This is a genomic window from Allobosea sp. (assembly GCF_017308015.1).
Lineage (GTDB): Bacteria > Pseudomonadota > Alphaproteobacteria > Rhizobiales > Beijerinckiaceae > Allobosea.
Genome location: NZ_JAFKFW010000002.1, coordinates 547764 through 574725, shown reverse-complemented (window position 1 = coordinate 574725; position 26962 = coordinate 547764). Strand labels below are relative to the sequence as shown.

Annotated in this window: 28 protein-coding genes; 9 read left to right on the top strand and 19 right to left on the bottom strand. The window is 66.4% G+C overall.

Going from position 1 to position 26962, the window contains the following annotated elements; genetic code table 11:
• Positions 1-112: 112 nt before the first annotated feature.
• The 8 genes from J0I42_RS02760 to J0I42_RS02725 all read right to left on the bottom strand — a co-directional run bounded on the left by J0I42_RS02760 (position 113) and on the right by J0I42_RS02725 (position 7952).
• Positions 113-589, bottom strand: a complete 477-nt coding sequence (locus J0I42_RS02760) for a F0F1 ATP synthase subunit B family protein (protein ID WP_291652525.1) — start codon at positions 587-589, stop codon at positions 113-115.
• An 11-nt stretch (positions 590-600) separates the two neighbouring features.
• On the bottom strand, positions 601-1212 hold the full coding sequence (locus J0I42_RS02755) for a F0F1 ATP synthase subunit B family protein (RefSeq protein ID WP_291652523.1): 612 nt from the start codon (positions 1210-1212) through the stop codon (positions 601-603).
• 90 nt (positions 1213-1302) lie between these two features.
• Positions 1303-1530, bottom strand: coding sequence for a F0F1 ATP synthase subunit C (locus tag J0I42_RS02750; protein WP_038360954.1), 228 nt, complete (start codon positions 1528-1530; stop codon positions 1303-1305).
• A gap of 66 nt (positions 1531-1596) precedes the next feature.
• Positions 1597-2367 carry a F0F1 ATP synthase subunit A gene (locus J0I42_RS02745; RefSeq protein ID WP_291652521.1) on the bottom strand — a complete coding sequence of 257 codons (771 nt, stop codon included), beginning with the start codon at positions 2365-2367 and terminating at the stop codon, positions 1597-1599.
• 42 nt (positions 2368-2409) lie between these two features.
• Positions 2410-2760 (bottom strand): AtpZ/AtpI family protein, encoded by a 351-nt coding sequence (locus J0I42_RS02740; RefSeq protein ID WP_291652519.1) that lies wholly within the window; start codon positions 2758-2760, stop codon positions 2410-2412.
• A gap of 401 nt (positions 2761-3161) precedes the next feature.
• Positions 3162-6617 carry a chromosome segregation SMC family protein gene (locus J0I42_RS02735; protein ID WP_291652518.1) on the bottom strand — a complete coding sequence of 1152 codons (3456 nt, stop codon included), beginning with the start codon at positions 6615-6617 and terminating at the stop codon, positions 3162-3164.
• 123 nt (positions 6618-6740) lie between these two features.
• Positions 6741-7361 (bottom strand): DsbA family protein, encoded by a 621-nt coding sequence (locus tag J0I42_RS02730; protein WP_291652516.1) that lies wholly within the window; start codon positions 7359-7361, stop codon positions 6741-6743.
• A 93-nt stretch (positions 7362-7454) separates the two neighbouring features.
• Positions 7455-7952 (bottom strand): DUF721 domain-containing protein, encoded by a 498-nt coding sequence (locus tag J0I42_RS02725; RefSeq protein ID WP_291652514.1) that lies wholly within the window; start codon positions 7950-7952, stop codon positions 7455-7457.
• A gap of 86 nt (positions 7953-8038) precedes the next feature.
• On the opposite strand from J0I42_RS02725, the gene mutY reads away from it, so the two are divergent.
• Entirely contained in the window at positions 8039-9112 is a 1074-nt protein-coding gene (gene mutY / locus J0I42_RS02720; protein ID WP_291652511.1) for an A/G-specific adenine glycosylase, read from the top strand.
• Here the strand turns inward: mutY and J0I42_RS02715 are convergent.
• The 3 genes from J0I42_RS02715 to J0I42_RS02705 all read right to left on the bottom strand — a co-directional run bounded on the left by J0I42_RS02715 (position 9087) and on the right by J0I42_RS02705 (position 12284).
• Positions 9087-10289: a DNA methyltransferase gene (locus J0I42_RS02715; protein WP_465247626.1), complete on the bottom strand. Its 1203-nt coding sequence runs from the start codon at positions 10287-10289 to the stop codon at positions 9087-9089. The genes mutY and J0I42_RS02715 overlap by 26 nt on opposite strands.
• Before the next feature lie 216 nt (positions 10290-10505).
• On the bottom strand, positions 10506-11117 hold the full coding sequence (gene rnhB, locus J0I42_RS02710) for a ribonuclease HII (RefSeq protein ID WP_291652507.1): 612 nt from the start codon (positions 11115-11117) through the stop codon (positions 10506-10508).
• 81 nt (positions 11118-11198) lie between these two features.
• On the bottom strand, positions 11199-12284 hold the full coding sequence (locus J0I42_RS02705; RefSeq protein ID WP_291652678.1) for a PA0069 family radical SAM protein: 1086 nt from the start codon (positions 12282-12284) through the stop codon (positions 11199-11201).
• Positions 12285-12517: 233 nt separating this feature from the next.
• Between J0I42_RS02705 and J0I42_RS02700 the strand changes: the two genes are divergently transcribed.
• From J0I42_RS02700 to J0I42_RS02690, 3 genes are all read left to right on the top strand, one after another.
• Entirely contained in the window at positions 12518-13003 is a 486-nt protein-coding gene (locus J0I42_RS02700; RefSeq protein WP_291652506.1) for a hypothetical protein, read from the top strand.
• Positions 13004-13153: 150 nt separating this feature from the next.
• Positions 13154-13279 carry a hypothetical protein gene (locus tag J0I42_RS02695; protein WP_265058305.1) on the top strand — a complete coding sequence of 42 codons (126 nt, stop codon included), beginning with the start codon at positions 13154-13156 and terminating at the stop codon, positions 13277-13279.
• Positions 13280-13451: 172 nt separating this feature from the next.
• Positions 13452-13970, top strand: coding sequence for a 2'-5' RNA ligase family protein (locus tag J0I42_RS02690; protein ID WP_291652503.1), 519 nt, complete (start codon positions 13452-13454; stop codon positions 13968-13970).
• A 30-nt stretch (positions 13971-14000) separates the two neighbouring features.
• Here J0I42_RS02690 and ypfJ read toward each other — a convergent pair whose 3' ends face one another.
• The 4 genes from ypfJ to J0I42_RS02670 all read right to left on the bottom strand — a co-directional run bounded on the left by ypfJ (position 14001) and on the right by J0I42_RS02670 (position 18382).
• Positions 14001-14882: a KPN_02809 family neutral zinc metallopeptidase gene (gene ypfJ / locus J0I42_RS02685; protein ID WP_291652500.1), complete on the bottom strand. Its 882-nt coding sequence runs from the start codon at positions 14880-14882 to the stop codon at positions 14001-14003.
• A gap of 107 nt (positions 14883-14989) precedes the next feature.
• The gene (gene cydB, locus J0I42_RS02680; protein WP_291652498.1) at positions 14990-15994 is read right to left on the bottom strand and encodes a cytochrome d ubiquinol oxidase subunit II; all 1005 of its coding nucleotides are present in this window, start codon (positions 15992-15994) and stop codon (positions 14990-14992) included.
• 11 nt (positions 15995-16005) lie between these two features.
• Complete coding sequence (locus J0I42_RS02675) at positions 16006-17436, bottom strand: cytochrome ubiquinol oxidase subunit I (RefSeq protein WP_291652496.1); 1431 nt, start codon at positions 17434-17436, stop codon at positions 16006-16008.
• 115 nt (positions 17437-17551) lie between these two features.
• Positions 17552-18382 (bottom strand): uracil-DNA glycosylase, encoded by an 831-nt coding sequence (locus J0I42_RS02670; protein ID WP_291652494.1) that lies wholly within the window; start codon positions 18380-18382, stop codon positions 17552-17554.
• 171 nt (positions 18383-18553) lie between these two features.
• On the opposite strand from J0I42_RS02670, the gene J0I42_RS02665 reads away from it, so the two are divergent.
• The 3 genes from J0I42_RS02665 (at position 18554) to J0I42_RS02655 (ending at position 23372) form a co-directional block, all read left to right on the top strand.
• Positions 18554-20233, top strand: coding sequence for an electron transfer flavoprotein-ubiquinone oxidoreductase (locus tag J0I42_RS02665; RefSeq protein WP_291652492.1), 1680 nt, complete (start codon positions 18554-18556; stop codon positions 20231-20233).
• A gap of 470 nt (positions 20234-20703) precedes the next feature.
• The gene (locus tag J0I42_RS02660) at positions 20704-22470 is read left to right on the top strand and encodes a tetratricopeptide repeat protein (RefSeq protein WP_291652490.1); all 1767 of its coding nucleotides are present in this window, start codon (positions 20704-20706) and stop codon (positions 22468-22470) included.
• Positions 22471-22496: 26 nt separating this feature from the next.
• A complete protein-coding gene (locus J0I42_RS02655) occupies positions 22497-23372 on the top strand; it encodes a 4-(cytidine 5'-diphospho)-2-C-methyl-D-erythritol kinase (protein ID WP_291652488.1) in 876 nt (291 codons plus the stop codon).
• Between the two features lie 18 nt (positions 23373-23390).
• On the opposite strand, the gene J0I42_RS02650 is transcribed toward J0I42_RS02655, so the two are convergent.
• Both J0I42_RS02650 and J0I42_RS02645 read right to left on the bottom strand, forming a co-directional pair.
• On the bottom strand, positions 23391-23972 hold the full coding sequence (locus J0I42_RS02650) for an NUDIX domain-containing protein (protein WP_291652486.1): 582 nt from the start codon (positions 23970-23972) through the stop codon (positions 23391-23393).
• An 8-nt stretch (positions 23973-23980) separates the two neighbouring features.
• Positions 23981-24997, bottom strand: coding sequence for a polyprenyl synthetase family protein (locus J0I42_RS02645; protein WP_291652676.1), 1017 nt, complete (start codon positions 24995-24997; stop codon positions 23981-23983).
• A 173-nt stretch (positions 24998-25170) separates the two neighbouring features.
• Between J0I42_RS02645 and J0I42_RS02640 the strand changes: the two genes are divergently transcribed.
• Together J0I42_RS02640 and J0I42_RS02635 are read left to right on the top strand one after the other, a co-directional pair.
• Positions 25171-25395 carry a putative signal transducing protein gene (locus J0I42_RS02640; protein WP_291652484.1) on the top strand — a complete coding sequence of 75 codons (225 nt, stop codon included), beginning with the start codon at positions 25171-25173 and terminating at the stop codon, positions 25393-25395.
• Positions 25388-26173: a tRNA1(Val) (adenine(37)-N6)-methyltransferase gene (locus tag J0I42_RS02635; RefSeq protein ID WP_291652482.1), complete on the top strand. Its 786-nt coding sequence runs from the start codon at positions 25388-25390 to the stop codon at positions 26171-26173. Before J0I42_RS02640 ends, J0I42_RS02635 begins: the two co-directional genes overlap by 8 nt.
• Here the strand turns inward: J0I42_RS02635 and J0I42_RS02630 are convergent.
• On the bottom strand, positions 26164-26472 hold the full coding sequence (locus J0I42_RS02630; RefSeq protein ID WP_291652480.1) for a hypothetical protein: 309 nt from the start codon (positions 26470-26472) through the stop codon (positions 26164-26166). The two genes, J0I42_RS02635 and J0I42_RS02630, sit on opposite strands and share 10 nt — an antisense overlap.
• A 155-nt stretch (positions 26473-26627) precedes the next feature.
• The gene (locus J0I42_RS02625; protein WP_291652478.1) at positions 26628-26912 is read right to left on the bottom strand and encodes a hypothetical protein; all 285 of its coding nucleotides are present in this window, start codon (positions 26910-26912) and stop codon (positions 26628-26630) included.
• Positions 26913-26962: the final 50 nt, after the last annotated feature.

Below are 26962 nucleotides of genomic sequence, written 5' to 3'. Positions count from 1 at the left end.
TGGAAAAGCGCCATCATCGTATCCTGCCCGGCAGTTCCGGCGGGAGAGCGGCAAAGAAAAACGCCGCGTCCTTGCGGGCGCGGCGTCATCATATCGAGCGGCTGGCCAAAGCTCAGTTGAGCTTGGCCTTGACCTCGGTCAGCCCGGCCGCGAAGGCAGCGTCGCCGGCCTTGCCGGCCATCTGGCCGCGCAGGATGGTCTCGGCAGCCTTGGTGGCGGCCTCCGCAGCCGCGGCGCGAACCTCGGCCTCGGCCTGGCTCTCGGCCTGTGCGATCTTCTCCTCGGCCGCCTTGGTCCGGCGGACGACGAAGTCGGCAAGCTTGGCCTCGGCTTCCGCCGCGAGACGCTTGGCCTCGTCATTGGCGGAGGAGACGATCTCGGCCGCCTCGGCCTCGGCGGCCTTGCGCTTGGCATCGTACTCGGCGAGCAGCTTCTCGGCCTCCTGGCGCAGGCGGCGGGCTTCCGCCAGCTCCTGCGCGACCTTCTCGCCGCGAGCGTCGAGCGCCTTGACGATCAGGCCCGGCACGCCGAACTTGACCAGGATGGCCAGGAAGATGACGAGCGCGACGCCGACCCAGAAAGTATCCATCTGATCTCTCCTCAGCCGCGCGCCAAGGCCTGGTCGACGGCCGCAGCCGCCTCGCTGGCGCTGGGAGCCTGACCGGTCAGCTTGCTGACGATGGCGGCGGCGATGTCGCTGCCGAGGTCGCGGACATTGCCCATCGCGTCAGTCTTGGTCTTGGCGATGGTCGCTTCGGCCTGCGCCATCTTGGCGGCAAGCTCGGCCTCGGTGGCGTGACGCTGGGCGTCGCTGGCCTTGGCACCGGCTTCGCGCGCCGTCTGGGCGATGCCCTGGGCGTTCTTGCGGGCCTCGGCGAGAGCCTTCTCGTAGGCCTGCGCCATCTCCTCGGCCTTGCCTTGCAACTGCGCGGCCTGGTCGAGATCGCGGCCGATCGTGCTTGCACGCTCTTCCATGATGGAACCGAGGCGCGGCAGGGCGACCTTGGACATCAGCCAGTAGAGAACTGCGAAGGTGATCGCGAGCCAGAACAGGTTGCTGGCGAAATGGGCGGGGTCGAAGGGCGGAAAGGACGCCTTCTCGCCGCTCAGGCCCGGAGTGGCAGCCTGCGCCGCACCCGCCAGCAGAGTGGCGAACGAGCCGACAGCCAGAAGCCATCCTTGTCGCGCGAACCCTGAAGATCGAACCGGCATAGCGTGCCTTTCAGCGCTTAAAGACAGGAAACCGTCGCGCGATTGGCCGGATGGCCCGAACGCGCGACGAGAAAGCGGTCGACGAAAGCGTCAGACCACGAAGAGCAGGACGAGCGCGACGACGAACGCGAAGATGCCCAGACCTTCGGCGAGCGCCGCACCGATGAAGGCGCGCGGGAACTGGCCGTCGGCGGCCGACGGGTTGCGCAGGGCGCCCGAGAGGAAGTTGCCGAAAATGGTGCCGACGCCGATGGCGGCGAGGCCCATGCCGAGCGAGGCGAGGCCGGCGCCGATGAACTTGGCTGCAACAGGATCCATGGTCTTATCTCCAGTGTGGAACTTTATGACGGGGTGGGATGAACTCTCGCGAGCGCTGCCCTGGCCTCAGTGGCCGGGATGCAGCGCGTCGTTGAGATAGACGCAGGTCAGGATCGCGAAGACATAGGCCTGCAGGACGGCGACGAGCACTTCGAGCGCGGTCAGCGCAACCGCCAGCAGCAGCGGCAGCGGTGCGATGGCGTATGTGAACAGGCCAGCGGCGGCGCCGGTGGTCAGCGCGACGACGAAGCCGCCGAAGACCTTGAGCGCGATATGGCCGGCGAGCATGTTGCCGAACAGACGAAGCGAGAGCGAAACCGGCCGGGACAGGAAGGAAACCGCCTCGATCAGCACCATGAAGGGCAGCAGCCAGCCGGGCACGCCCGACGGCACGAACAGGCCGAAGAAATGGGTGCCGTGCTTCACGACGCCGTAGATCACCACGATGCTGATGACGAGCAGCGCCAGCGCCGCGGTGACGATGATCTGGCTGGTCACGGTGAAGGAGCCCGGCAGCAGGCCGAGCAGGTTCGACGCCAGCACGAACATGAACAGCGAGAACACGAACGGGAAGAACTTCAGGCCGTCCTTGCCCATCACGCCCGTCATCGTCGAGGCGACGAATTCATAAGCCATCTCGGCGAGTGACTGCAGGCGGCCGGGAACGACCGAACGCTGGCTCGAGCCGTAGACCATGATGGCGGAGACGACAGCCAGCACGACCACCATCCACAGCGTGGAGTTGGTGAAGGACAGATCGAGGCCGAACAGCTTCAGCTCCACGATCGGAGCGATGTGGAATTGGTGGATCGGATCAATTCCGCCGCCGGCCGCCATGGTCTCGTTCCTCGTCGCGCGGCCGGAAGGGCCGCCTTTCGATTATTTCACCTTCGGGTCGCCCGTCGACCCAGAGGTCGGGCGCGAACCGAGCCGATAGACGGATCTGAAGCCCGCGATGGCACCGATCACCAGGAAGGCGATCAGCAGGAACGGGGACGTTCCAAGCCATCGGTCGCCGAGGTACCCGATCAGGGCGCCTGCGATGATGCCACCTGCGAGATCCGTCGCGGCGCGAAAACCTGAGGACATGGCACCCGCAAGCGCCTTGTCCTCTCCAACCGGGCTCGCGCCCGGCTTTTCGTTCTCTTCCGCCCGCCTGATCGCGGACTTCAGGGAACCCAGTCTTGCGCGCAACTCCGAGTCTGAGGCGTTTGGTTCGGGTTCGGACATGGTCTTGGGCCTCCGTCTCGATCGCGTTTACGCCGCGATCCCGCGAAAAACCACTATAACCACGACCAATCCCGCGCATCGAGCCGTCGTCAGCACGGCCTCCTTTATTGGCAGCCCCCCGCGCTGTCAAGGCAGGAGAATTCTATCTAACGTATTGGAATATTTACAAATTCTGGCGAAGTGCGACAATCTTGCCGCATTGCGGGACCGAATGTGGCATTTTTTCAGCGGCCGCGGCGCGTTTTCCCACGGTGTTCGTCGCCAAAGCGGCGCATCCGCGAGGCCGCCATTCTCGGTCGGAGCGAAGCGCAGACCCGAGAATCTGGAGACAGCGGGTTACCGGAGTTTTCGTCGGCGGAAGATGCTCGGATCGAGCCTGAGCGTCACGGTGTGCCCCCGGGCTACCCCGCATCGCGGATGCGCTCGGCCGTCGCCAGATCGACCGAAACCATCTGGCTGACCCCGCGCTCGGCCATGGTCACGCCGAAGAGACGCTCCATCCGGGCCATGGTGATCGGATTATGCGTAATCAGGATGAACCGCGTCTGCGTATTGCGCGCCATGTCGACGAGCAGGTCGCAATAGCGTTCGACATTGGCGTCGTCCAGCGGAGCATCGACCTCGTCGAGCACGCAGATCGGCGAGGGATTCGTCAGGAACACAGCGAAGATCAGCGCGGTCGCGGTCAGCGCCTGCTCGCCACCGGAAAGCAGCGTCATCACTTGCGGCTTCTTGCCGGGCGGGCGGGCGAAGATCTCCAGCCCGGCATCGAGCGGGTCTTCCGAATCCACCAGCCTGAGCTCGGCCTCTCCGCCGCCGAACAGCACGCCGAAGAGCCGCTGGAAATGGCCGTTGACGACGTCGAACGCAGCGATCAGGCGCTCGCGGCCTTCGCGGTTGAGCGCGCCGATCGCCTGCCGCAGGCGGCGGATGGCTTCGGTCAGGTCGTCGCGCTCTCCCGAGAGGCCTTCGCGCTTGGCCTTCACCTCGGTCAATTCGTCCTCGGCGCGCAGGTTGACCGCGCCGAGCCGCTCGCGCTCGCCCTTCAGATTGGCAAGCCGCCGCTCGATCGCCTCCGGCTCCGGCAAGGCGTCGCCTGCCTTGATTCCGGCGATCGTCTGCAAGCCGTCGAGCCCGGTATCCAGCCCGTCCTCGATCTGCCGGACGATATCGCTGAGGCGCTGGCGGGCGGCATCGAGCCGGGCCTCGGCCGAGGCCCGGCGCTCCCGCGCACCGGACAGGCCTTCCAGTGTGAGGCGCGCTTGCCGGTCGGCCTCGGCCAGCGCGGTCTCGCCGGCCGCCAGCCTGTCGGCGGCTTCCCGGCGCGCACCCTCCGCCTGCTCGATTTCGGCGACGAGGCGCCGCCGTTCGGTCAGGAACGTATCGGGCGCCTCGAGTAGCGTCTTCCGCTCGGCGCTGGCGGCCTCGATCCGGCGCCGCGTTTCCTCGGCGCTTTGGAGGCTCGCGGCGACCCGCTGGTTCCAGGCACTGATATCCGCGGCGATGGCGTCGCGGCGGCGGCTCCGCAGGTCCGCTTCCCGCGCCAGCGTTTGGAGACGGGCCCGCGCATCAGAGGCGGCGGCCCGAGCCTCCCCCAGTAGCACGCGGGCCCTGAGGAGCACATTCTCCAGCTCGGCAGAGGCGGGCAGGGTGGAAATCCCCGCCTCCTGGGCCGCGGCCTGTTGCGCGGCTTCGGAGACGGACTGGCCGAGGCGCTTGATCGCTTCCGCCAGCGTCGAGCGCTTGACCAGTGTCTCGGCGGCCTTGCGCTCGGCAGCGGCCAATTGCTCGCGCGCCTGATCGACGTCGCGCCGCGCCTGCTTCGCAGCCTCGATCGTAACACTCTCGGCTTGCGCCGCCAGCCGCGCCTCGGCGCTGACGAAATCCAGTATCCGGCGCGCGGCTTCCGCCGCCTCTCGGGCCGCTCGTGCTTCTCGTTCGAGATCGGCGAGGCGATTCTTCTCCGACAGCCGCCGGGCGGCGGGTGATGGCGCATCAGCCGCGCTCGTGAAACCGTCCCAGCGCCAAAGGTCGCCTGCTCGCGACACCAGAATCTGGCCCTGCTTCAGGGTTTGTCGCAGAATCTCGCCCTCATCGGTCGTGACGACCCCGATCTGTGCCAGCCGCCGCCGGAGCGCCGCCGGCGCCTTGACATGCGCAAGCAGCGGTTGGATGCCCGCAGGCAGGGCGGGGTCGTCTCGGCCTTCGCCGGTATCGTCCCAATGAGCAGGGGCGTTCGCCTCGGTAGAGGCATCGAGATCATCGCCGAGCGCGGCACCGAGCGCGATTTCGTAGCCCTTGGCAACGCTGACCGCTTCGAGGATCGCCGGCCAGCGATCGCCCGCCGCAGGCGCCAGCAGCTTGCGCAGCGTGCCGATCTCGGTGTCGAGGCGCTGCGCCCGGCGGTCGGCTTCGGCAAGGGGGCCGCGCTGCCCGGCTTCGCGCTCGCGTGCCGAGGCGACAGCCGCGCGCGCTGTGAGGACATCCGCATCAGCGGTCTTCAGCACCTTCTCGGCGGCGATCAGCGCCTCGCGCAGCTTGTCGAGCAGCGTCTTCGCATCGGAGGTGTCGAGCACGTCCAGCTCGCGGCGCAGCTTGTCGCTCTCGGCTCCTGCGCGATTCTGCCGCTCGCGCGCCTCATGCAGCGATCGTCCCAGTGCGCCGCGTCGGGCGGCGAGATCGGACAACGCCGCCTGCGCGGCAACCTGCTCGGCCTCTGCAGCGGCGAGCGCGGTTTCGGCCGTGCGCTGTGTCGCGGCTGCCGTCTCCGCACTTGAGCCGGCACCGTCGCCTTCCCGAACCAGGATGGCATCTTCCTCCGCCAGCCGGGCGAGGCTTTCGGAGGCGTCACGCTCGACATTTTTCTGCCGCGACAGGTCGGCCTGCAATTCGGCAAGGCGCTTCCCGAGTTCTTCGGCGCGTTGGCGAGCCCGGCGATTCTCGGCTTCTAGCTCGTCCAGTCCGCGCTTCAAGCGCACAAGGGCAGCGGCCGTCGTCGCCTCGCCCTCGCGCAGCGCCGGCAGTTCATGGGAGGCGATGGCCTGCCGTTTCGCAGCTTCGGCCTGGAGGCCGGTCTGGTCGACGACACCGCGAACCGCCTCTTCCAGCACGTGTGCGGCCTGCGCCTCCTGGGCGCGGGCGTCTTGCAGGGTGATGACGGCGAGCATCGCCTCGGCCCGGCGGATATCGGCGGCGAGGCTGCGATAGCGACCCGCCTGCCGCGCCTGACGATGTAGCGCTTCGATCTGTCCGTCGATCTCGCCGAGCACGTCTTCGAGCCGGGTCAGGTTGTCTTCAGCGCCGCGCAGACGCAGTTCGGCCTCGTGCCGGCGGCTGTGCAGCCCGGCGATGCCGGCGGCATCTTCCAGAATACGGCGACGCGATTGCGGCTTGGCCGAGATGATCTCGCTGATCTGCCCCTGCCGGACGAGGGCCGGCGAGCGCGCGCCGGTCGCCGCATCGGCGAAGAGGAGTTGCACGTCCTTGGCTCGCACCTCCTTGCCGTTGATGCGGTAGGTCGAGCCTTCCTCGCGCTCGATCCGGCGCGTGACCTCCAGCACATCGGCTTCGTTGAAGGCGGCCGGCGCCTTGCGGTCGCTGTTGTCGAGAGTGAGCGAGACCTCGGCCATGTTCCGGGCCGGGCGCTCGTTGGAGCCGCCGAAGATGACGTCGTCCATTCCCGAGCCGCGCATGTTCTTGAACGAGCTTTCGCCCATCACCCAACGCAGGGCTTCGACGAGATTGGACTTGCCGCAGCCGTTCGGCCCGACGACGCCGGTCAAGCCCGGCTCGATCGGGAATTCCGTCGGTTCGACGAAGGTCTTGAAGCCGGTGAGCTTGAGGCGCGTCAGATGCATGGCTGCGCCTCGACGGCTCGAAACAACTCAGCCCTAGTCCTGCGGAAAGCCGCAGGGCGGTTCCGCCCGACAAGGGCTGTTATGAAGCTCAGGTGGAGTGCGCGCGAGCGAAAAACCGCCGCCTCAGTTGCCGAGGAGCGGCTCCAGGATCTTGTCGAATTCGGCGATCGTGAGCGCACCGGAACGCTTCTGCCCATTGATGAAAAAGGTTGGCGTCGAATCCACGCCAACCTTGGCCCCGCCATCCTTCACCACCGTAACGGCGTCATAGATATCCTGGCGCTTCAAGCAGGCTTCGAAGGATTCCTGTGTGAAACCGGCCTGCTTCACCAGCGAGGAGAGGGCATCGACCGGCTTGTCTGTGAAGGCCCAGTTGCGCTGCTGCGCGAACAGCAGGTCGGTCATCGGGACATATTTGTCGTTGCCGTTGCAGCGGGCGAGCATGAAGCCCGCTGTCGCCAGCGGGTCCAGCGGGAATTCGCGCAGCGTGAAGCGCGCCTTGCCGGTGTCTATGTACTTCTTCTTCAGCTCCGGCCAGGTCGTCGTGTGGAAGGTCGCGCAATGCGAGCAGGTCAGCGAGGCGTATTCGACGATGGTGACCTTGGCGTCAGCCGGGCCGAGCCAGACATCGCCCAGCGGGCCGGCATCGGGCAGCTTGGTCTGGGCCCGCGCGGCGGTGCCGCCCGCGAGCGCGGCAGCGGCGATGCCGGCTGCGCCGGTCAGGAGCTGTCGCCTGTTCGTCATCGTAGGGGATCCTCAGGAAAGGTCGAAATCGGTTGGAGCTATAGAGACCAGTGCGATTGTGGCAAGAGCGCATCGTGCCGCGCAGGCCGCTGCTCACGAAGCCGTGTCATCGCCTTGCGTTTTCGCGCTGAGCGCCACCGCCCGGCCGAGTCGGGCCAGAGCCTCGCGCAAGTCCTCGTCCGCGACGCCCGAAACCTGCGCCTCGACGCGCGCCGCCGTCTCTCTGTCGAGCTTGGGCGTTGGCTTCGCCACGACGGGCGCAGCGACAGGTCCCTGCTTGAGCACGAGCTTGCCGACGGCGCGCCAGCCGAGATGCGTGTTGACGCGCTCGACCAGCAACGGCCCGAGCTGCTGCATCTCCAGCGCGAAGGCGCTTTCCACGCGCACCACCATCGTCGCCGGCTCGGAGGTTTCGCCCGGCGCCGGGCGTCGCCGCGGCCAGTCGATCTTGAGCGGTCGCGAGCGTGCCGCCAGCCGCTCGCCGACGATCTCCGGCCAGAGCGAGACGATGGCACGCCCCGCAAAACCCTGTGCGGCGAGCGCGGGCGCGATGCAGTCGTCGATCAGCTCTGCGAGGGGCTTGGCGGACATGAGTCTATTGTGGGCGCGCGCCGCGAGGCTCGCAAGCGGAGTGTGAAGTCGCTTGCGGTCATTGGTGACTGCGCTACATCCGGGGCATGACCGCCAAGGCCCGCGCCGCCGATCTTCTCGCCTGGTACGATCGCCATCGCCGCGTGCTGCCCTGGCGCGCGAATACGGGCGAGCGGCCTGATCCCTACCGGGTCTGGGCCTCCGAGATCATGCTGCAGCAGACCACGGTCACGGCCGTGAAGCCCTATTACGAGCGCTTCATGGCCCGCTTCCCGACCGTGAAGGCCCTCGCTGAGGCTCCGTCGGAAGAGGTCATGCAGGCCTGGGCCGGGCTCGGCTACTATTCCCGCGCCCGCAATCTCCATGCCTGCGCCAAAGCGGTGATGGAGAACCATCGCGGCCGCTTTCCCGACACGGAGGAGGGCCTGCGCGCACTGCCGGGCATCGGCGCGTATACGGCGGGCGCCGTTGCTGCGATCGCCTTCGACCGGCCTGCGGCGGCCGTCGACGGCAATGTCGAGCGCGTCATGAGCCGGCTGTTCGCGATCGAGGACGAATTGCCGGGTGCCCGGTCTGTGATTCGCGAGCGCGTGCTGGCGCTGCTGCCGCACGCCCGGCCGGGCGATTTCGCCCAGGCCCTGATGGATCTCGGCGCCACCATCTGCACGCCGCGCAATCCGGCCTGCGGCCTCTGCCCCTGGCGCGAGCCTTGCCGGGCGCGGGTCGAGGGCACGCAGGAGAGTTTTCCGCGCAAGGCGCCGAAGAAGGCTGGCGTCACCCGCTATGGGGCCGCCTTCGTGCTGACCCGGGACGATGGTGCGATCCTGTTGCGGACACGGCCGGAGAAGGGTCTGCTCGGCGGCATGGCCGAGGTGCCGACCAGTGAATGGCGGGCCGATTACGAACTTGACGGCGCCGCGCAGGATGCGCCGCTGTCCTTGCGTTGGCAGCGCCTGCCCGTGCCGGTGCGGCACGTCTTCACGCATTTTCCGTTGGAATTGTCGGTGCTGATCGGGCGTGTTGCCGCAGGAACCGAGGCGCCGGCCGGGATGCGCTTCACTGCGCAGGCCCGGCTCGGCGAGGAGCCGCTGCCGAGCCTGATGCAGAAGGTCGTGGAAGCAGGGTTGGCGGCGCTCAGGCAGCCGCCATCTGCGCCCTGATCTCACCGCGCAGCGCATCGAGGATCGTGAGGCCTCCGTCGCGCTCGACATGCCAGAAGGTCCAGCCGTTGCAGGCCGGCAGGCCCTGCGCCAGCGCGCCGACCTTGTGGATCGAGCCGACCGCCGGGCCGAGCAGCAGCGTGCCGTCGGCCCGCACCGTAGCCTTGTAGCGGCGCTTCTCGTCATGGACGGTCTCGCCGGCCTTCACCAGTCCGGCCTCGACCAGACTGAGGAACGGCACGCGCGGCTCGCTGCGCTTGGATGGCGCGGCGGAAAAGGCTTCCGGCGCCAGCGGCGTCACTGCCGCAATGCGCTCGCGCGCAGCTTTCGCATAGACGGGATCGCGCTCGAGCCCGATGAAGCGGCGGCCGAGCGCCTTGGCCACGGCGCCTGTCGTGCCCGTGCCGAAGAACGGATCCAGGATGACGTCGCCGGGATTCGAGGCCGAGAGCAGCACGCGGGCGAGCAGGGCTTCCGGCTTCTGCGTCGGATGCACCTTGGCGCCGTTCTCGTCCTTCAGGCGTTCGTCGCCGGTGCAGAGCGGCAGATACCAGTCCGAGCGCATCTGAAGGTCGTCATTGCCGCCCTTCAGCGCCTCGTAATGGAAGGTGTATTTGGAAGCTTCGCCGCGCGCCGCCCAGATCAGCGTCTCATGCGCGTTGGTGAAGCGCCGGCCGCGGAAATTCGGCATCGGATTGGCCTTGCGCCAGACGATGTCGTTCAGCATCCAGAAGCCGAGATCCTGCAGCGTCGCGCCGACGCGGAAGATGTTGTGATAGCTGCCGATGACCCACAGCGCTCCGTCCGGCTTCAGGATGCGGCGGGCTGCCGACAGCCAGTCGCGGGTGAAGCGGTCGTAGTCGGAAAAGGAGGCGAACTTGTCCCAGTCGTCGTCGACGGCATCGACGAGGCTGTCGTCGGGCCGGCGCAGATCGCCGCCAAGCTGGAGATTATAGGGAGGATCGGCAAAGATCAGGTCGACGCTCGCCGGAGGCAAGGCGTTCATCGCCGCGACGCAGTCGCCGACGAGGATCTGATCCAGCGGCAGCTCCTGAGGGATGCCGATATGTTCGGGAAGGCCCTTGGCCTTCATCCGAGCCCCCAGTGCAGGCCGTCCGGTACGCGAAACCTGAATCCGGACGGGAGCACTGGCGGTCCCGGTACGCAGAATACCCATGACGCCAAGACCGTTACGCAACTTCAACGAGGGCGATATTGGTCAGACAGGGTAAAGGTCGGGTTTCCGCTTTGAAAAAAATGCGTCCCATTCTGGGGCTGCAACTTTTGCCTAGCCCATTGTCAATCAAGGGAAATTTGTAAACGGCGGTTAACGTCTGAGGCTGCCGTTACGGCAGCGCGCGGGGATTGGGAACCATGCCGGAGGCTGCAGGCCTCAGCGGAACCAGACGCCCTTCACCGGCGCGAAGGAATAGCGGTGTTCGGGGCAGGGGCCGTGCGCGGCGATCGCTTTGCGGTGCTGCGGCGTGCCGTAGCCGACATGGCCGGAAAAGCCATAAGCCGGGTAGCGCTTGCACAGCCGCGCCATCATCCGGTCTCGCGTCACCTTGGCGACGATCGAGGCCGCTGCGATCGAGGCGACCCGACCGTCGCCCTGCACGATCGCCTCGCAGGAGCAGGCGAATTGCGGTGGGTCGTTGCCGTCGACCAGGATATGTCGTGGCGCCACTGGCAGGCCGGTCACCGCCCGGCGCATCGCCAGCAGGGTCGCCTGGCGGATGTTGACGGCGTCGACTTCGGCAGCCGTCGCGCTCGCAATCGAAACGGCCAGCGCCCGCTCCATGATCTCGCCGAAGAGTTCTTCGCGTGTCGCTGCCGTCAATTTCTTCGAATCGTCGAGGCCATGCGGAACCCGGGCAGGGTCGAGGATCACGGCCGCTGCGACGACGGGACCTGCAAGCGGCCCGCGCCCGACCTCGTCGATCCCGGCGAGCGGCCACAGGCCGTTGGCGATGGCAGAGGTCTCGCGGCTGAAATCGGCAGGCATGGCGGGGTTATGCAGCAGAGTGCGGCGCCGGGCCAGAGCGGTGGAGCACGCCCCACCGCTGAAAGCGGCGAGCCCGAACTCTCAGAACAAGCTCAATTGCGCCTTCTCCTTCTCCGGTTTCACGAACAGGTCGGTTCGCAGCCGGCGCCGTGTCGCGTTGAAGCCGATGCGCTCGGCCGCCATCTCGAAGCGGCGCCCGATCATCCAGGCATAGGGGCCGGAGCCGACCATGCGCTGGCCCCATTGCGAATCGTAGTCCTTGCCGCTGCGCGTCGAACGGATCAGCGACATCACATGCCGCAGCTTGTCGGGATGATGCGTCAGCAGCCATTCCTGCACGATATCGCGTACTTCGAGCGGCAGCCTGAGCAGCACGTAGCCGGCGGCCTCGGCGCCCGCGGCCTTGGCCGCATCGAGAATGCGCTCGATCTCATGTTCGTTGATCGCCGGGATGATCGGTGCGACCAGTGCCGTGACGGGAATACCTGCTTCCGACAGCTTGCGGATCGTCTCCAGCCGCTTGGCGGGGGAGGCAGCGCGCGGCTCCATGCCGCGTGCGGTTTTCGGATCGAGCGTGGTCACCGAGAGCGCGACCTTGACCAGCCCCTTCTCCGCCATCGGCGCGAGGATATCGATGTCGCGCTGGACCAGCGCCGATTTCGTGACGATGCCGACCGGGTGGTTGAACTTCGCCAGCACCTCCAGAATCTGGCGCATGATCCGCAGCTTTTTTTCGATCGGCTGATAGGCGTCGGTATTGGTGCCGATCGCGATGGTCCGCGGCTGGTAGGAGGGCGAGGACAGCTCCTTCTCCAGCAGTGCCGCCGCATCGGGCTTCGCCGTCAGCTTGCTCTCGAAATCGAGACCCGGCGACAGGCCGAGATAGGCATGGGTCGGCCGGGCGAAGCAGTAGACGCAGCCATGCTCGCAGCCGCGATAGGGATTGATCGAGCGATCGAAGGAAATGTCCGGCGAGTCGTTGCGCGTGATGATGGTGCGCGCCTTCTCATAGGCGATCTCGGTCGAGAACGGCGGCAGCTCCTCCAGCGAGCCCCAACCGTCATCCTCGACGACGCGCTGCTCGGACTCGTAGCGACCACCGGGATTGACCGTCGCGCCGCGCCCGCGCCGCCTGTCGGGATCGATGCGATGACCGACATAGGCCATCGCATCGGCCGGAGCGACGACCGGCGCCGAGAGGCTCGGCTCTCGGTCGGTGCGCCGCAGGGGTTGGGCCGCGGGGAAGGGCCTTGAAGTGGGTCTGGCCTGGGGCATGGTATTCGAACCGCGTCGGACGCCGGGAATCGGCACGTTCTGGTCTCATTCAAAGTGAACATAAAGGGAACAGAACGCAAGTGGCGGGATTGTGATATGCTGCGTTGCGGCATAGAATTTTGCCCATGCTCACAGCCGTGATCCGCAGCAATGGTTCCCCGCAGGCGCTTGCCGCGACGCTGGCCGTGCTGATTCCGGCGGTAGCGGAAGGCTTTCTCGGCCATGCGGTTCTCGTCGATGCGATCGGCTCGCCCGAAGCCGAGAGGGCGGCTGACGCGACCGGCGCCTGCTATCTGCGCGCGAGTCATGAGCGGGCTTGGCCGGATGCGGCAACCAAGGCGCGCGGCGATCGTCTCGTCCTCTTCGATGCCGGCGATATACCGCAGTCCCATTGGATTCAGGCGGTAGAGCGTCATCTTCTGATTGCAGCGGCGAAGCCGGCCCTGATTCCGTCGCGTGCGATTGCGACATCGCTGTGCGAGCGTGTCCGGTTTTCCATCGGCGCTCGCGGGCTCGGGCCAGGGCTAGTGATCCCCAAGGCTATGGCGCTGACCGGTCGTCTTGATCGGGCTCCGGTCAGGCTGCCGGTCCTGCGGGAACGAGCGGGCTAGGCCGTTTCGATCGGTTGCGGCACCTGGAACGAGCTATGCCTGCGGCGCATGGCAGAACGAAACTCATTCCGGAACTTGTGCGGTGCAACATAAGTTCATATGTTGACGGTTGCCTGAAGCGCCTCCCCCAGACCTCGAAAGGAGAGATCCATGCTTGAACGGCACGATTCCTGTTCAGCGCTCGAAGCCGAGCGCGACGAGGACAAGCGCGAGGAGCAGCAGGAGGACGAGGATACGTTCTCACCTCGCGTTCATCAGGAAGGATTCTGGAGCTAGGTGCCGGATCATCCGGTGCCGCGCAAAGGGTCCGGATCGCCGTCGATGGTGATCCGGCAGCTCCATGACAACAAGGCGGAGGGCTGAATGCAGCCCTCCGCGCGGAATTCCGGGATATTGCAGGCTCTGTTAGGGTTCGCCGGTTCTGGCGAATCCAAAGGCTCTCCCGCTGATGATCGGCATCACCCTGTGCACGTCATCGGAAGCGCGTCCGTTCTGGCAATGGGTCGACAGGGCTTCAGCCTGGGAGATGGTCCCCTCGATCAGGGCCTTGGGCTATCCGCCCCATCTCACGCTTGCGCGCTATCCCGATCTCCCTGCGGACATTCTGCGCGAAGCCCTCGCCCGGTGCGTACATGAGAAGCCGGTTCCGCTGACCTTCGACCGGATCGGTCTGTTCGATGTCGATCCGCTGGTCCTGTGGCTGTCGCCCCGCAACGATCAGAGTCTGATCGGCCTGCATGCCCGAATTCACGAAAGCATCGACCCAGCCCTCTGTGATCCGCATTATCGGCCCGGGCAATGGACCCCGCATCTCACGATCGCGATGGCCATTCCGGCGAATCGGCGTGAAGAAGCGATTGCGCTGGCAGCCGGGTGCTTCGAGCCGTTCAGCCTAGCCTTCGATATAATCGAAAGCGTCTCCTGGCTGCCGGTGCGTGTGCTGGAGACGGCGCAACTCCGCGGCTGAAGCTGCCTCCCTCCTATCGGGAGGCGCCGGTTACACCTGATTCCGGAACGTGTCGCAGCTCTGCATCGAGCCGGACTGGAAGCCTGTGGTGAACCATTTCGTGCGCTGCGCCGAGGAACCATGCGTGAAGGAATCCGGCACGACCACGCCCTGCGCCGCCTTCTGCAGCTTGTCGTCGCCGATGGCGGAGGCGGTGCGCATCGCCTGTTCGATATCGCCCTGGTCGAGGCGGCCCATCGCCTGGATGTTGTGGGCCCAGACGCCGGCGAAGCAGTCGGCCTGCAATTCGATTCGCACTGAAATCGCGTTCGCGTCACGTTCGGAGGAACGCTCGCGGATCTGATTCGCCTTGGGCAGGATGCCAAGCAGGTTCTGGATGTGATGGCCGACCTCGTGGCCGATCACATAGGCATAGGCGAAGTCGCCGCCGCCGCCGAGCTTGCGCTGCATCTCCTGGAAGAAGGAGGTGTCGAGATAGACCTTCTTGTCGACCGGGCAGTAGAACGGTCCCATCGCCGATTGCGCGGTTCCGCAGCCAGAGCGGTCGACGCCGGAGAAGAGCACGAGTCGCGGCGGCTGGTAGGGGGTATTGGCCTGCTGCGGCAGGATTTTGGACCAGATGTCCTCGTTCTGCGCCAGCACGGCCGAGACGAAGCGGCCCATCTCGTCCTGCGGCGGCCCGGAGGAGCGGCGCGTTTCCTGTGTCTGCTCGCGCCCGCCGATGCCGCCGATCAGTTCTGCACCGCCGATGAGCAGGCGGGGATCGATGCCGAGCGCCCAGCCGAGCAGGCCGAGCACGACCATCGTGCCGATGCCGACGCCGCCACGTCCACCGGGCATGCCGGCGAAGCCGCCGCCACTGCCGCGCCGGTCCTCGAGATTATCGGACTGGCGGTAATCTTCCCATTGCATGAAGGCATCCTCGGCGAAGCTCCCCCGCAATCTCGCCGGGAGATGCGGGGAACTCAAGTCGTCTTTGCAGGCTGGACCTGAACGTCGCGTGACCGCGTTGGTTCCGCTCAGTGGTAGCCGCTGTCCGCTCTGACCTTGCCGCGGAAGGTCCAGTACACGAAGGCCGTGTAGAACAGGATCATCGGCAGCAGGAAGGCGACGCCGATCAGCACGAAGACATGGGAGGAGGGGGCGGCCGCCGCGTCCCAGATCGTTACCGAGGGCGGTACGAGATAGGGGAAGTTCGAGATCGACAGCCCGAGGAAGCAGAGCAGGAAGATCGCGATGGTAAAGGCGAAGGGCGTGAATTCATGCGCACCCTGGAGCCGCTTCCAGACCATGTAGCCGCAGAACGCCGTCAGTGCGGGGAAGGGCCAGAGCAGGACGAGATTGCCCGGCGTGAACCAGCGCTCGGCGATTCGCGGATGCGCGAAGGGTGTCCATAGCGAAACCAGCGCGGCGAAGCCCATCAGCGCCAGCAGCAGCGTCCTGGCCTGCCGACGGGCCCGTTCCGCGACCGGGCCTTCGGTCTTGAAGATCAGCCAGGTCGCGCCGAGCAGGGCATAGCCCACCACGACGCCGATCCCGCACATCACGGTGAAGGGCGTCAGCCAGTCGAACGGCCCTCCGGCGAATTGGCCGTTCGCGACCGTGACGCCCTGGATCAGGCCGCCGAGGATCAATCCCTGCGAAAAGGCGGCGACGGTGGAGCCGAGCCAGAAGGCGATGTCCCAGCGGTGGTGATGCGGCTTGGCGACCCAGCGGAACTCGAACGCGACACCGCGAAAGATCAGTGCCAGCAGCATCAGGATGACCGGGATATAGAAGGCCGGCATGATGATGGCATAGGCTTGCGGGAAGGCGACCCAGAGCCCGCCGCCGCCGAGGACAAGCCACGTCTCGTTGCCGTCCCAGAACGGCGCGACCGAATTCATCATCTGGTCGCGCTCGCTCTCGTCCTTCGTCGTCGGGAACAGGATGGCGATGCCGAGGTCGAAGCCGTCGAGCACCACATAGAGCATCACGGCGGTGCCGATCAGCCCGGCCCAGATCACGGGGAGATACCATTCCATGGCTTGTCTCCTCAGAGTGCCGGTTGAATCTTGTCGTCGCCGGGCTTGCCGTCGCCGAAGATTGCGGCGGCCTCACCCTGCGCAGCCTTGAGCGGGCGCTTGGACGGTTGCTCGGGCGCATCCTCGCCGGATATCTCGTCCGGTCCCTTGTCGATCAGGCGGTTGATCAGCAGGATTCCGGCCGTGAAGACGACGGAATAGACGCAGACGAACAAAGCGAGCGAGATCGCGACCTGCAGCGTGGTGACCGGCGAGACGGCGTCGGCCGAGCGGATGATGCCGGTCGCCAGCCAGGGCTGGCGCCCGACTTCGGTCACGAACCAGCCGGCCAGGATAGCGATGAAGCCCGCCGGCCAGGTGTATTGCGCGATCCAGAGCCAGCGCCGCGCTTCGAAGACGGTGCCCTTGCGCCAGAGCCAGGCGCCGGCCCAGCCGAACAGGATCATCAGCACGCCGATCCCGACCATCGCCCGGAAGGCGAAGAAGGGAATGAGCACAGGCGGGCGGTCCTCGACCTTGAAATCCTTCAGGCTCGGGAAGAGCGCGTTCATGCTGCCATGGGTGACGAGGCTGGCGACGCCGGGGATCGAAATCTCGAAGCGGTTGAGTTCGGCCTTCTCGTCGGGCCAGGCGAAGAGCACGAGCGCGCCGGGCTTCGATGAATCCCAGTGCGCCTCGATCGCGGCGAGCTTGGCCGGCTGATATGTCGCGGTGTCGCGGCCATGGAAGTCGCCGATCACGGCCTGCAGCGGCGCGGTCAGGGCGATCATCAGGATCGCCATCCGGACCATCGTCTTGGCCGATTCGGTGCGATGCCCGGCGAGCAGGTGGCGCGCGCCGGTCGCCAGCACGACGAAGGCGGTCGTCAGATAGGCGGCCGTCATCATATGCGCGAAGCGCAGCGGGAAGGTCGGGTTGAAGACGATCTTCATCCAGTCGACGGGGTAGGCGATGCCGTCGCGCACCTCGTGCCCCGCCGGGTATTGCATCCAGCTATTGGCCGAGAGGATCCAGAAGCCCGAGAGCGCCGTGCCGCCTGCGACGATGACCGCTGACAGGAAATGCAGCCAGGGCGGCACGCGCTTCCATCCGAACAGCATCACGCCGAGGAAGGAAGCCTCGAGGAAGAAGGCGGAAAGCACTTCGTAGCCGATCAGCGGGCCGACCACGTTGCCGACCGCGGTCGAGAATCGACTCCAGTTGGTGCCGAACTGGTAGGACAAGACGATGCCGGAGACCACGCCCATGGCGAAGGAGACGGCGAATATCTTGGTCCAGAAGCGCGCCAGGAGATGGAATTTCGCGTCGCCCGTCTTCAACCACAGTCCGAGCAGCGTCGCGATATAGGCCGAAAGCCCGATCGTGAAGGCGGGGAAGACGATGTGGAAGGAAACCGTGAAGGCGAATTGGATGCGTGAGAGCAGAAATGCATCGATGACCATCGCAGAACTCCGTCGGCCACGCCGCACAGGCGCTAGGTGATGCCCGCTGGGGCATTTCTGGATGCGATCTAAGGCAAGTCTGCCTTGCGACGCCCCTGCGCGCAACGTCGCTGCGTCAATTCTTCCCGTCGAGCGCGGCCCTCAGCGCGCGCAGGTCCCGCCAGGCGAGACGCTTGTCGAGCGCGCGGCGCAGCAGATAGGCCGGGTGGAGGGTCGCGATCGCACGGATACGCCGGGTGCCGGTGTCGTATTCAACCCATTTGCCGCGCGAGGCCGTGATGCTCTTGAAGCCGAGGAGAGCCTGTGAGGAGGGCTTGCCGATGCAGACGAGGATATCGGGGTCGGCGAGTTCGATCTGGCGCTGGATAAAGGGCAGGCAGATCGCCGTTTCCTGTATCGTCGGGGTGCGGTTTCCGGGTGGCCGCCACGGCACGGTATTGGCGATATAGACGTCGTCCTTCCGGCTGAGCCCGATCGCGGCGAGCATGCGGTCGAGCAATTGCCCGGAGCGCCCGACGAAGGGCAGGCCGATCCGGTCCTCGTCGGCGCCGGGCGCCTCGCCCACCATCATCACCCGCCCCTGCGCATTGCCATCGGCGAAAACGAGGTTCTTGGCGGTGGCCTTCAGCGCGCAGCCTTCAAATCTGGCCAGTGCGCTCTTCAACTCATCGAGCGTGCGCGCCTCGCGTGCCAGTGTCCTGGCACTGAGTGTCGCGTCGTCGGGGGGCGTGGCTGCGGCCGCGATCGGTCGCGCTGGAGGGACCGGACGACCGGGTAGAGAGCGAAAACGCGGCTGTTCATTGCCGCGCTCGCCGATAGGAGCCGGATCAGCGAAATGATTGCGCGGAGTCTCGTCGAGCGCCTCGGTCACGCCCATCTCGGCGTACCAGCTCAAAAGCTCATAAGGATCGGGCGCGTCGGGGCCGGCTGCATCGGACAGGCTCATGGAGACATCCTATACCCTGAGAGGCCAATTCGCGAGCCGACGCAGTTGCAAAATGGAACGCGCGCTTGGATAGAGGGGTTCCAGACTGGACGAAGGCCGGCATTGAATGAGCCGGTGAGATAGTTCATATATAAACTATTGTGCGGCGCGGCTGCTGAGGCGGAGGGCAGGATGGATCTCAAGGAAGCGCAGAGCGAACCGCGCGAGAGCATGGACTATGACGTCGTCATCGTCGGCGCGGGCCCTGCGGGCCTGGCTGCCGCGATCCGGCTGAAGCAGCTCGATGAGAACCTCACCGTCGTCGTGGTCGAGAAGGGCGCAGAGGTCGGCGCCCACATCCTCTCGGGAGCTGTCATCGACCCGATCGGCCTCGACAGGCTGGTGCCGGACTGGCGCGACGATCCCGAGCGCCCCCTGACCACCGAGGTCAAGGAGGACCTCTTCTATCTCCTGACGCAGCCGAACGGCATCCGCCTGCCGAATTTCGGCATGCCCTCGCTGATGGACAATCACGGTAATTTCGTCGGCTCGCTCGGGCTGGTCGCCAAGTTCCTGGGCGCACGCGCCGAAGCGCTCGGCGTCGAGATCTATCCGGGCTTCGCCGCTGCGGAGCTGCTCTTCAACGAGGATGGCTCGGTCGCGGGCATCGCGACCGGCGACATGGGCATCGCCAAGGACGGCACGGTCTCCGACCGCTTCACGCGCGGCATGGAGCTGCGCGGCCGCTATACGCTGCTGGGAGAAGGCGCGCGCGGCTCGCTCTCCAAGATCGCGATCAAGCGCTTTGCGCTGGACGAGGGCCGCGAACCCCAGAAATACGGCATCGGCCTGAAGGAGCTCTGGCAGGTGAAGCCGGAGAAATTCCACAAGGGCCGCGTCCAGCACTCCTTCGGCTGGCCGCTCGACAACAGCACCGGCGGTGGCTCGTTCCTTTATCATTTCGACGACAATCTGGTGTCGGTCGGCTTCGTCGTGCACCTGAACTATCAGAACCCGACGCTCTCGCCCTTCGATGAGTTCCAGCGCTTCAAGACCCATCCGCTCATCCGCGACACATTCGATGGCGCCAAGCGCATCGCCTATGGCTCGCGCGCGATCACCGAGGGCGGCTGGCAGTCGGTGCCGAAGCTGACCTTCCCGGGCGGCGCGCTGATCGGCTGCGCGGCGGGCTTCGTCAACGTGCCCCGCATCAAGGGCAGCCACAACGCCATCCTGTCGGGCATGCTAGCCGCCGAAAAGCTGGTTCCGGCCCTGCAAGCCGGTCGTCAGCACGACGAGGTCGTCGAGATCGAGACGAGCTGGCGGGACAGCGCCATCGGCAAGGATCTGAAGCGCGTCCGCAACGTCAAGCCGCTCTGGTCGAAGTTCGGCACGCTCCTCGGCATCGGGCTCGGCGGCATGGACATGTGGCTGAACCAGCTTTTCGGCTGGTCGCCCTTCGGCACGCTGAAGCACGGCAAGCCGGATTTCGCGACGCTGAAGCCGCTCGCCGAAGTCACGCCGATCGCCTATCCGAAGCCGGACGGCAAGATCTCCTTCGACAAGCTCTCCTCGGTCTTCCTGTCCTCGACCAATCACGAGGAAGACCAGCCGGCGCACCTCAAGCTGACCGACCCCTCGGTCCCGATCACGCAGAACCTGCCGCTCTATGGCGAGCCGGCGCGGCTCTATTGCCCGGCGGGCGTCTACGAGGTCGTCTATGAGAACGCGGAGGCCAGGACCAATCCGCGCTTCGTGATCAACGCGCAGAACTGCGTCCACTGCAAGACCTGCGACATCAAGGACCCAGCCCAGAACATCACCTGGACGGTGCCGGAAGGCGGTGGCGGGCCTGGCTACGCGAATATGTGATCGCGTTCGATTCGCGGTCTCGGGAATCAGGAAGGGCGCGCCGGCGGGCGCGCCCTTTGTTGTCTGGGCTTGAGCCGATCAGCCCTTCCGGACGATCGGCGCGACGGGCTTGGTCTCTTCCTTGGCGCAGCCGGCGGCGAAGCCGCCGAGGAGCGCGACGGCGGCAACGCTCAGAATGATCTTCTTCATTGGAATAGTCCCAGTGGAATCGCTGCGTAATCTGCAGACGAGGGCAATCATAGGCTTGATATTCCTGCGCGATGATCGCTGTTTTCCGGTGCCGGCCGCTCCGTCATCCGGATTTCGGCGAGTGTTGCGCCGCTGCTACGAAGCCGCCGCATTCACGAGGCGGCCGGCTTGCCCGCCCGCCCGGAAACCGCCATCTTGGCGGCCTACGCGAAGCGATCACGGTCCGCTGGAAGAGTGCGCCCCGAGATGGTGAGGCCGCGGACCGAGGGAGAATGGCAGTCGTGACATTATTGAAGAAGGTGCGTGCCTCCGGCACGGCTGCTGTGTTGTCGCTGTTGATGTTCCTGCCAGCCGTGGCCGCCGCTCAGGGCGCGACACAGCCGCGTGCGGCCGACACGCTCGAACCAGGCGACAGCCTCGAGGGCAATTACCTCGCGGCGATCGTCGCCGGTGCCTCGCGCGATCTCGGCGCGGCCTCCGTCTATCTGCGCGAGGCGATCAAGGAGGATCCGCAGAACAACGACCTGACCGAGCGCGCCTTCGTTGCCTTCCTGGCCGACGGTGCCATGCCGGATGCCTTCCGCGCGGCTGACAGGCTCATCCAGCAGGATCCGAGCAACGGTCTGGCCCAGCTCGTCATTGGCATCCGCTCGATCAAACAGAAGAGCTACCAGACGGCGCGCAACCATCTTCAGCGCGGCGGCCGGGGCCGCGCGGCAGACATCACTGCGACGTTGCTTTCGGCCTGGTCCTATCTCGGATCGGGCAACTCGCGCCGTGCCATCGAGACGCTCGAGCGCCTCAAGGGCGAACCCTCCTACAATCTCTTCCGTGATTATCACGCCGGACTGATCCTCGACGCCGCCGGTCGGAAGGCCGATGCCGCGAAACGCCTCAAATCGGCCTATGACGCCGAGAAGACCACGCTCCGGTTGGTCGACCTCTGGGCGCGCTTCCAGGCTCGCACGGGAGACTTCACCGGCGCGGCCGAAACCTATGCCGCCTTCGACCGCCTGCTCCCGAACCACCCGATCATTCGCGAAGGCATGGCACTCGTCGGCAGGAAGGATGCGCCGCCGCGTCAGATCTCGACGCCGCAGCAGGGCGCGGCCGAAGTGCTCTACGGCCTCGCCAGCGCCGGCAATCGTCAGGGCGACGAGGCTGCCGCGCTGCTCTACCTGCGCATGGCGATCTACCTGGATCCCGGCCACGACCTCGCCATCCTGACGCTGGGCGATATTCTCGAGCGCGCCCGCCAGCCGGAGGACGCGGTCGCCGTCTACGACAAGATGCCGGCCTCCTCGCCGCTGCGCCCGAATGCCGAAATCCAGGCCGGGCTGGCGCTGGAAAACCTGGGCAAGCCGGAAGAGGCGGTGAAACATCTCGACAAGGTCATTGCCGAGCGGCCGGACGATGTCGACGCGCTCTCCGCGCTCGGCAATATCTATCGTTCGCGCAAGCAGTTCGCCGAGGCGGCTGCCGCGTATGACAAGGCGATCGCCAAGCTGGCTTCGCCCGGCCGCGCCAACTGGGACCTGTTCTATTTCCGCGGCATTGCCCGCGAGCGCATCAATCGCTGGCCGGAGGCCGAAGCTGACTTGCGCAAGGCCTTGGAGTTGCTGCCCGATCCGCTCGGTCGCGAGCGCGCGCTGGTGCTGAACTATCTCGGCTATTCGCTGGTCGACAAGCATCTCAAGCTCGACGAGGCGCTCGACATGCTGCGCCGCGCCGTCGAGCTCAGGCCCCGCGACGGCTACATCATCGATTCGCTCGGCTGGGCTTACTATCGCCTGGGCCGCTACGAGGATGCCTCACGCGAGATCGAGCGGGCCTCTGAGCTGCGCCCGTCCGATCCGGTGATCAACGACCATCTCGGCGACGTCTATTGGAAGACGGGACGTCAGCTCGAGGCGAAGTTCCAGTGGAATCACGCCCGCGATCTCAAGCCCGAGCCCGAGGATCTCGAGAAGATTCTCCGCAAGATCGAGCGCGGGATGGACGATCCTTCGGCGAACGCCGTCGAAGAGACCAAGAAGGATGGCGGCTGACGCCGTGGCGTTGCCGGCCTGACGCCATGGTCCTGCCGCTGACGACACGCGCCCGCGCCAAGGTCAATCTCGACCTGCGCGTGCTCGGCCGTCGCGCCGACGGCTATCACGAACTCGAAAGCCTTGTTGCCTTCGCGGGTGTGGGCGACACGCTCTCGCTCGCTCCTGACGCGCCGCTTGCACTCACGCTTGCCGGATCGCGGGCCGAAAAGCTCGCCGTCGATAAGGATAACCTCGTTCTGCGCGCCGCCCGGGCGCTCGCTGCCGCACGCCCGGGCCTTCGTCTCGGTGGCTTCCATCTCGTCAAGCGCTTGCCGATCGCTTCCGGGATCGGCGGCGGCTCGGCCGATGCGGCTGCAGCGTTGCGCCTGCTGGCGCGCCTGAACGGTATCGCGCCAGCCGATCCGCTCCTGCGGGCGGTCGCTACAGGCGTCGGTGCCGATGTGCCGGTCTGCCTCGATTCGCGTGCCCGGCTGATGGCGGGCATCGGCGAGAGGCTCGGCCCGGTCCTCAGGCTGCCACCGCTTTTCGCGCTGCTGGTCAATCCCGGCGTGGGCGTCGAGACAGTCGGCGTGTTCCGCATGCTCGGACTTGAGGCCGGGAAGATGCTATCTGCTGCACGCGCAGGGAGCCTCGCGGCGCCGGGGTCGGCTGCTGAACTGATCAGTTACCTCACGTCCACGACCAATGATCTCGCCGCGCCCGCACTGCGGATCGCGCCGGTGATCAATGAGGTTCTGGAGCGGCTTGTGGCATTGCCCGGCTGCCGGTTCGCCCGAATGTCGGGTTCCGGCGCGACCTGTTACGCGCTGTTCGACGATTGCACAGTCAGCGCTGCGGCAGCGAAGGCTCTGCAGCGCGAGCACCCGGATTGGTGGATCAAGCCGACGCTGTTGGGGTGAAGAGGTTTGCCGCCCGGTTCAGGCAGGTGAAGCGAAGGCTTGCGGCAACAGGCCCTTCATCACGAGCATCCCGATGGCGGCGACCGTGGTGGCGTCTCTGATCTGGCCGTTCTGGATCATGGCCATCACGTCTCGCGCCGGAAAACAGCGGCAGATCAGGCCTTGCTCCTCGTGATCGAGATCGCGTGCCTGTTGGGTCAGCCCCCTCGCCAGGAAGACATGGCAGCCCTGGTTCGAATAGCCATAGCATTCGAAGAGATAGCCGAGCTTGGCCATCTCGGCCGCCTGAAGGCCGGTTTCCTCGCGCAACTCGCCTTGGGCCACGGTCAGGGGATCTGCCTCCGGGCTCGATTCCCATGAACCTTGCGGAACTTCCCAGAAACGTGCCCGGACGGGATAGCGATATTGTTCGACGAGATGAATGCTGCCATCGGGCTCGACGGGAACAATCGCGGCGAAATCGACCTTCTCGACGACGCCATAGATGCCCCGGGAGCCATCCTGCCGCCGGATGGCGTCTTCGCGGACGGTCATCCAGCGATTCCGGTAGACGATCCGAGTCGAGAGGGTCTCGATCTCCGGTTTGTCCGCCGAAGTCATCGTCGCGCTCAGTGCGCGCGCGCGACGCAGAAATCGACTGCGGCGTTGAGCGCCTGCTTCATCGGGGACGCCGGGAATAACCCGAGCGCGTCCTTGGCCATGCGCGCGTAATGCTCGGCGCGGGCGATCGTGTCGTCGAGCGCCTTGTGCCGGAACATGATCGCCCGGGCTTCCTCCAGATCGCCATCGCGGACATCGGCGTCCTGCAGCGTTCGTTTCCAGAAGGCGCGCTCGGCCTCGTCGCCGCGGCGGAAGGAGAGCACGACCGGCAGGGTGATCTTGCCCTCGCGGAAGTCGTCGCCGGTGTTCTTGCCGAGCTTGGCCGCGACGCCGCCATAGTCCAGCGCATCGTCGATGAGCTGGAAGGCAATGCCGAGATTGAGGCCATAGCTGCGGCAGGCGGCGGCATCGGCCTTGGAGGAGCCCGCAATCACCGGTCCGACCTCGCAGGCGGCGGCGAAGAGCTCGGCCGTCTTGCCGCGGATCACCGAGAGATACTCGTCTTCCGTCGTTTCCGTATTCTTGGCGACCGAAAGCTGCAGCACCTCGCCTTCCGCGATTACGGAGGCGGCGGTCGACAGGATATCCAGCGCGCGCAGTGAGCCGACCTCGACCATCATCTTGAAGGCTTGGCCGAGCAGGAAGTCGCCCACCAGCACGCTTGCCTCGTTGCCCCAGAGCATGCGGGCCGCGAGCTTGCCGCGGCGCATGTCGCTCTCGTCGACGACGTCGTCGTGAAGCAGCGTGGCCGTGTGCATGAACTCGACCGAGGCCGCGAGCTTGACATGGCCTTCGCCCTGGTAGCCGCAGAGATCGGCCATCGCGAGCGTCAGCATCGGCCGCAAACGCTTGCCGCCCGAGGAGATCAGGTGGTTGGCGACCTCCGGGATCATCGTCACATCCGAGCCGGTGCGCGACAGGATCATCGCGTTGACGCGTTCCATGTCCGCGCGCGTCAGCGCGACCAGCGGCTCGATGCTGGCCTGGTTCGATTCCCGTTCCTCAAGGGAGACGACGACACCCACTGAACGCACTCCGAGTCGGATCCTCGCGCCGAGCGGCGCGCCTGTGCCATGCCACAACCGTCGCATGGGACGCCAGCCCCTGCAAACCGCCGTGACGCCGCACCTTTGCGTGAACACGGGCCCGAAAGCCCTCGGCTCTTGCGCAGGCGACGATGGTTGGGCTCCATGGCGCCATGCACGAACTCATTCGCACCAACGATCTCATCCTGCTCGGCGCCGTCGAGGCCCTGCTGGCTTCGGCCGATCTCGATTGTCTGATCGCCGACCAGCATATCAGCTCGCTGGAGGGCATGATCGGTGCCTTCCCGCGCCGCCTGCTGGTGCGCGAGGCCGATCGCCGGCGAGCAAGGGCGCTCCTGATCGAGGCCGGCTACGGCGCAGAACTGCGCGATGAGTGAGAGCAGCCCGGCCTCTGCGCTCGGCGAGATCGTGGAGGATCGCTTGCTTGATGGCCGGTTGCGGCTGCTTCAGCCACGCAAGGGGCACCGTGCGGGGAGCGATGCGATTCTGCTCGCCGCAGCCCTTCCGGGGCTGGAGCAGGGCGCATTGCTCGATCTGGGCGCCGGCGTAGGCACGGTTGGCCTCGCGGCGGCGTTGATGCAGCCGGAACTGCGTGTCACGCTGCTCGAACGCGATCCGGCGCTCGCCGCGCTGGCTGGGCGCAATGCGGGGCTCAACGACATCGCCGGGCGGGTGACTGTCGTGGCCGGGGATGTCACGTCGCGGGCGGCTATCCTATCTGAACGGGGGCTCGCACCGGCCTCCTTCGACGCCGTCGCGATGAATCCACCCTTCTATCCGCCGGGAGGCAGCAAAGCCTCGCCTGTTCCCAACCGCAAGGCGGCTCATGTCGCGGAGGGAGCGCTTGCCCCATGGCTGCGGACCGCGCGGCGCCTGCTCCGGCCGGGTGGCCATCTCGCGCTGATTCACCGGGTCGAGGCGTTGCCTGAGGTGCTGGCCGCTCTCGAAACCGGCTTCGGTGCGGTCGCGGTCCGCCCGGTCCACGCCTTCGCCGACAGGCCGGCGATCCGAATCATCGTCACGGCCATCCTCAACAGCAGAAAGCCGGCAATGCTGCTGCCGGCTTTCGTGATCAATGGCCCCGACGGCAAGCTGTCGCCCGCAAGCGATGCGGTGCATCGCGGTCGCGGGAGGCTGGGCCCCGATTACCAGTAATAGGGGCGCGGGCCGTAGAACCGCGGCGGGCCGTAATAGGGCCGCGGGGCGTAGTAGCGCGGCGGACCATAATATCGCCGCGGCCCATAATAGCGGGGGCCGTAATAGCGCGGCGGCCCGTAATAGCGGCGCGGGCCGTAATAATACTGCGCCTGCTGCACCATGCCTTCGCTTGTGACCGCAGGAGCGGCTGCGATCGGCCCAGCCCCGATCGGGGCGGCGGAGGCGGGAGTGGCGGCGATGCCGGCCACGCCGAGCGCGCCGGCGGTCGCCATGGTGACGATCATTGTCCGAAACATGAAAACCTCCATGAGATGGCGTCGGCAGTCCCTGCCGTCGGATGAAAACGCCGCCCTTGAACTGAACATTAGGCCCCCGAACCTGAACGGAACGGGAGCGCCTCGTTCAGCTTGCCTTCAGCCAATGGCCGCATTGCGGCCATCCTTGTTTCAGCTCAGCGGCAGATGCGCATCGGTCGGACCACCCAGCGCCAGCCGTTCCAGACGCGGCGGTCGGACCAGAAGCAGAGCGGGCGAGGATAGGAGATGCGCGCCCGGTAGTAGCGGCGCGGGCGGTAATGCTGGGCCAGTGCGATGAGCCCGCGCTCCGCTCGCGCGGGCCGGTCCGCCGCGGCGACGACCGGCGCTGCGGCGGCCGATGTCGTCATCAGGGCGCCACCGCCGAGAGCCATGGCCGCCGCTGCCGCTAGGATGGCTGCCCGCAACATCGTCGTCTCCATGGATCTTTTCGTCGGCTCGGCAGATGGATACGCGAACGGCGCGAGACCGC

Coding starts and splice junctions, on each gene's coding strand:
- J0I42_RS02740 (WP_291652519.1), bottom strand. CDS start 2,760: ATGTCCGAACCCGAACCAAACGCCTCAGACTCGGAGTTGCGCGCAAGA.
- J0I42_RS02715 (WP_465247626.1), bottom strand. CDS start 10,289: ATGGGTATTCTGCGTACCGGGACCGCCAGTGCTCCCGTCCGGATTCAG.
- J0I42_RS02690 (WP_291652503.1), top strand. CDS start 13,452: ATGATCGGCATCACCCTGTGCACGTCATCGGAAGCGCGTCCGTTCTGG.
- J0I42_RS02675 (WP_291652496.1), bottom strand. CDS start 17,436: ATGGTCATCGATGCATTTCTGCTCTCACGCATCCAATTCGCCTTCACG.
- mutY (WP_291652511.1), top strand. CDS start 8,039: ATGACCGCCAAGGCCCGCGCCGCCGATCTTCTCGCCTGGTACGATCGC.
- J0I42_RS02725 (WP_291652514.1), bottom strand. CDS start 7,952: ATGTCCGCCAAGCCCCTCGCAGAGCTGATCGACGACTGCATCGCGCCC.
- J0I42_RS02670 (WP_291652494.1), bottom strand. CDS start 18,382: ATGAGCCTGTCCGATGCAGCCGGCCCCGACGCGCCCGATCCTTATGAG.
- J0I42_RS02655 (WP_291652488.1), top strand. CDS start 22,497: ATGGTCCTGCCGCTGACGACACGCGCCCGCGCCAAGGTCAATCTCGAC.
- J0I42_RS02735 (WP_291652518.1), bottom strand. CDS start 6,617: ATGCATCTGACGCGCCTCAAGCTCACCGGCTTCAAGACCTTCGTCGAA.
- J0I42_RS02695 (WP_265058305.1), top strand. CDS start 13,154: ATGCTTGAACGGCACGATTCCTGTTCAGCGCTCGAAGCCGAGCGCGAC.
- J0I42_RS02760 (WP_291652525.1), bottom strand. CDS start 589: ATGGATACTTTCTGGGTCGGCGTCGCGCTCGTCATCTTCCTGGCCATC.
- J0I42_RS02650 (WP_291652486.1), bottom strand. CDS start 23,972: ATGACTTCGGCGGACAAACCGGAGATCGAGACCCTCTCGACTCGGATC.
- J0I42_RS02625 (WP_291652478.1), bottom strand. CDS start 26,912: ATGGAGACGACGATGTTGCGGGCAGCCATCCTAGCGGCAGCGGCGGCC.
- J0I42_RS02630 (WP_291652480.1), bottom strand. CDS start 26,472: ATGTTTCGGACAATGATCGTCACCATGGCGACCGCCGGCGCGCTCGGC.
- J0I42_RS02640 (WP_291652484.1), top strand. CDS start 25,171: ATGCACGAACTCATTCGCACCAACGATCTCATCCTGCTCGGCGCCGTC.
- J0I42_RS02750 (WP_038360954.1), bottom strand. CDS start 1,530: ATGGATCCTGTTGCAGCCAAGTTCATCGGCGCCGGCCTCGCCTCGCTC.
- J0I42_RS02730 (WP_291652516.1), bottom strand. CDS start 7,361: ATGACGAACAGGCGACAGCTCCTGACCGGCGCAGCCGGCATCGCCGCT.
- J0I42_RS02705 (WP_291652678.1), bottom strand. CDS start 12,284: ATGGCCTATGTCGGTCATCGCATCGATCCCGACAGGCGGCGCGGGCGC.
- cydB (WP_291652498.1), bottom strand. CDS start 15,994: ATGGAATGGTATCTCCCCGTGATCTGGGCCGGGCTGATCGGCACCGCC.
- J0I42_RS02745 (WP_291652521.1), bottom strand. CDS start 2,367: ATGGCGGCCGGCGGCGGAATTGATCCGATCCACCAATTCCACATCGCT.
- J0I42_RS02665 (WP_291652492.1), top strand. CDS start 18,554: ATGGATCTCAAGGAAGCGCAGAGCGAACCGCGCGAGAGCATGGACTAT.
- J0I42_RS02635 (WP_291652482.1), top strand. CDS start 25,388: ATGAGTGAGAGCAGCCCGGCCTCTGCGCTCGGCGAGATCGTGGAGGAT.
- ypfJ (WP_291652500.1), bottom strand. CDS start 14,882: ATGCAATGGGAAGATTACCGCCAGTCCGATAATCTCGAGGACCGGCGC.
- rnhB (WP_291652507.1), bottom strand. CDS start 11,117: ATGCCTGCCGATTTCAGCCGCGAGACCTCTGCCATCGCCAACGGCCTG.
- J0I42_RS02755 (WP_291652523.1), bottom strand. CDS start 1,212: ATGCCGGTTCGATCTTCAGGGTTCGCGCGACAAGGATGGCTTCTGGCT.
- J0I42_RS02700 (WP_291652506.1), top strand. CDS start 12,518: ATGCTCACAGCCGTGATCCGCAGCAATGGTTCCCCGCAGGCGCTTGCC.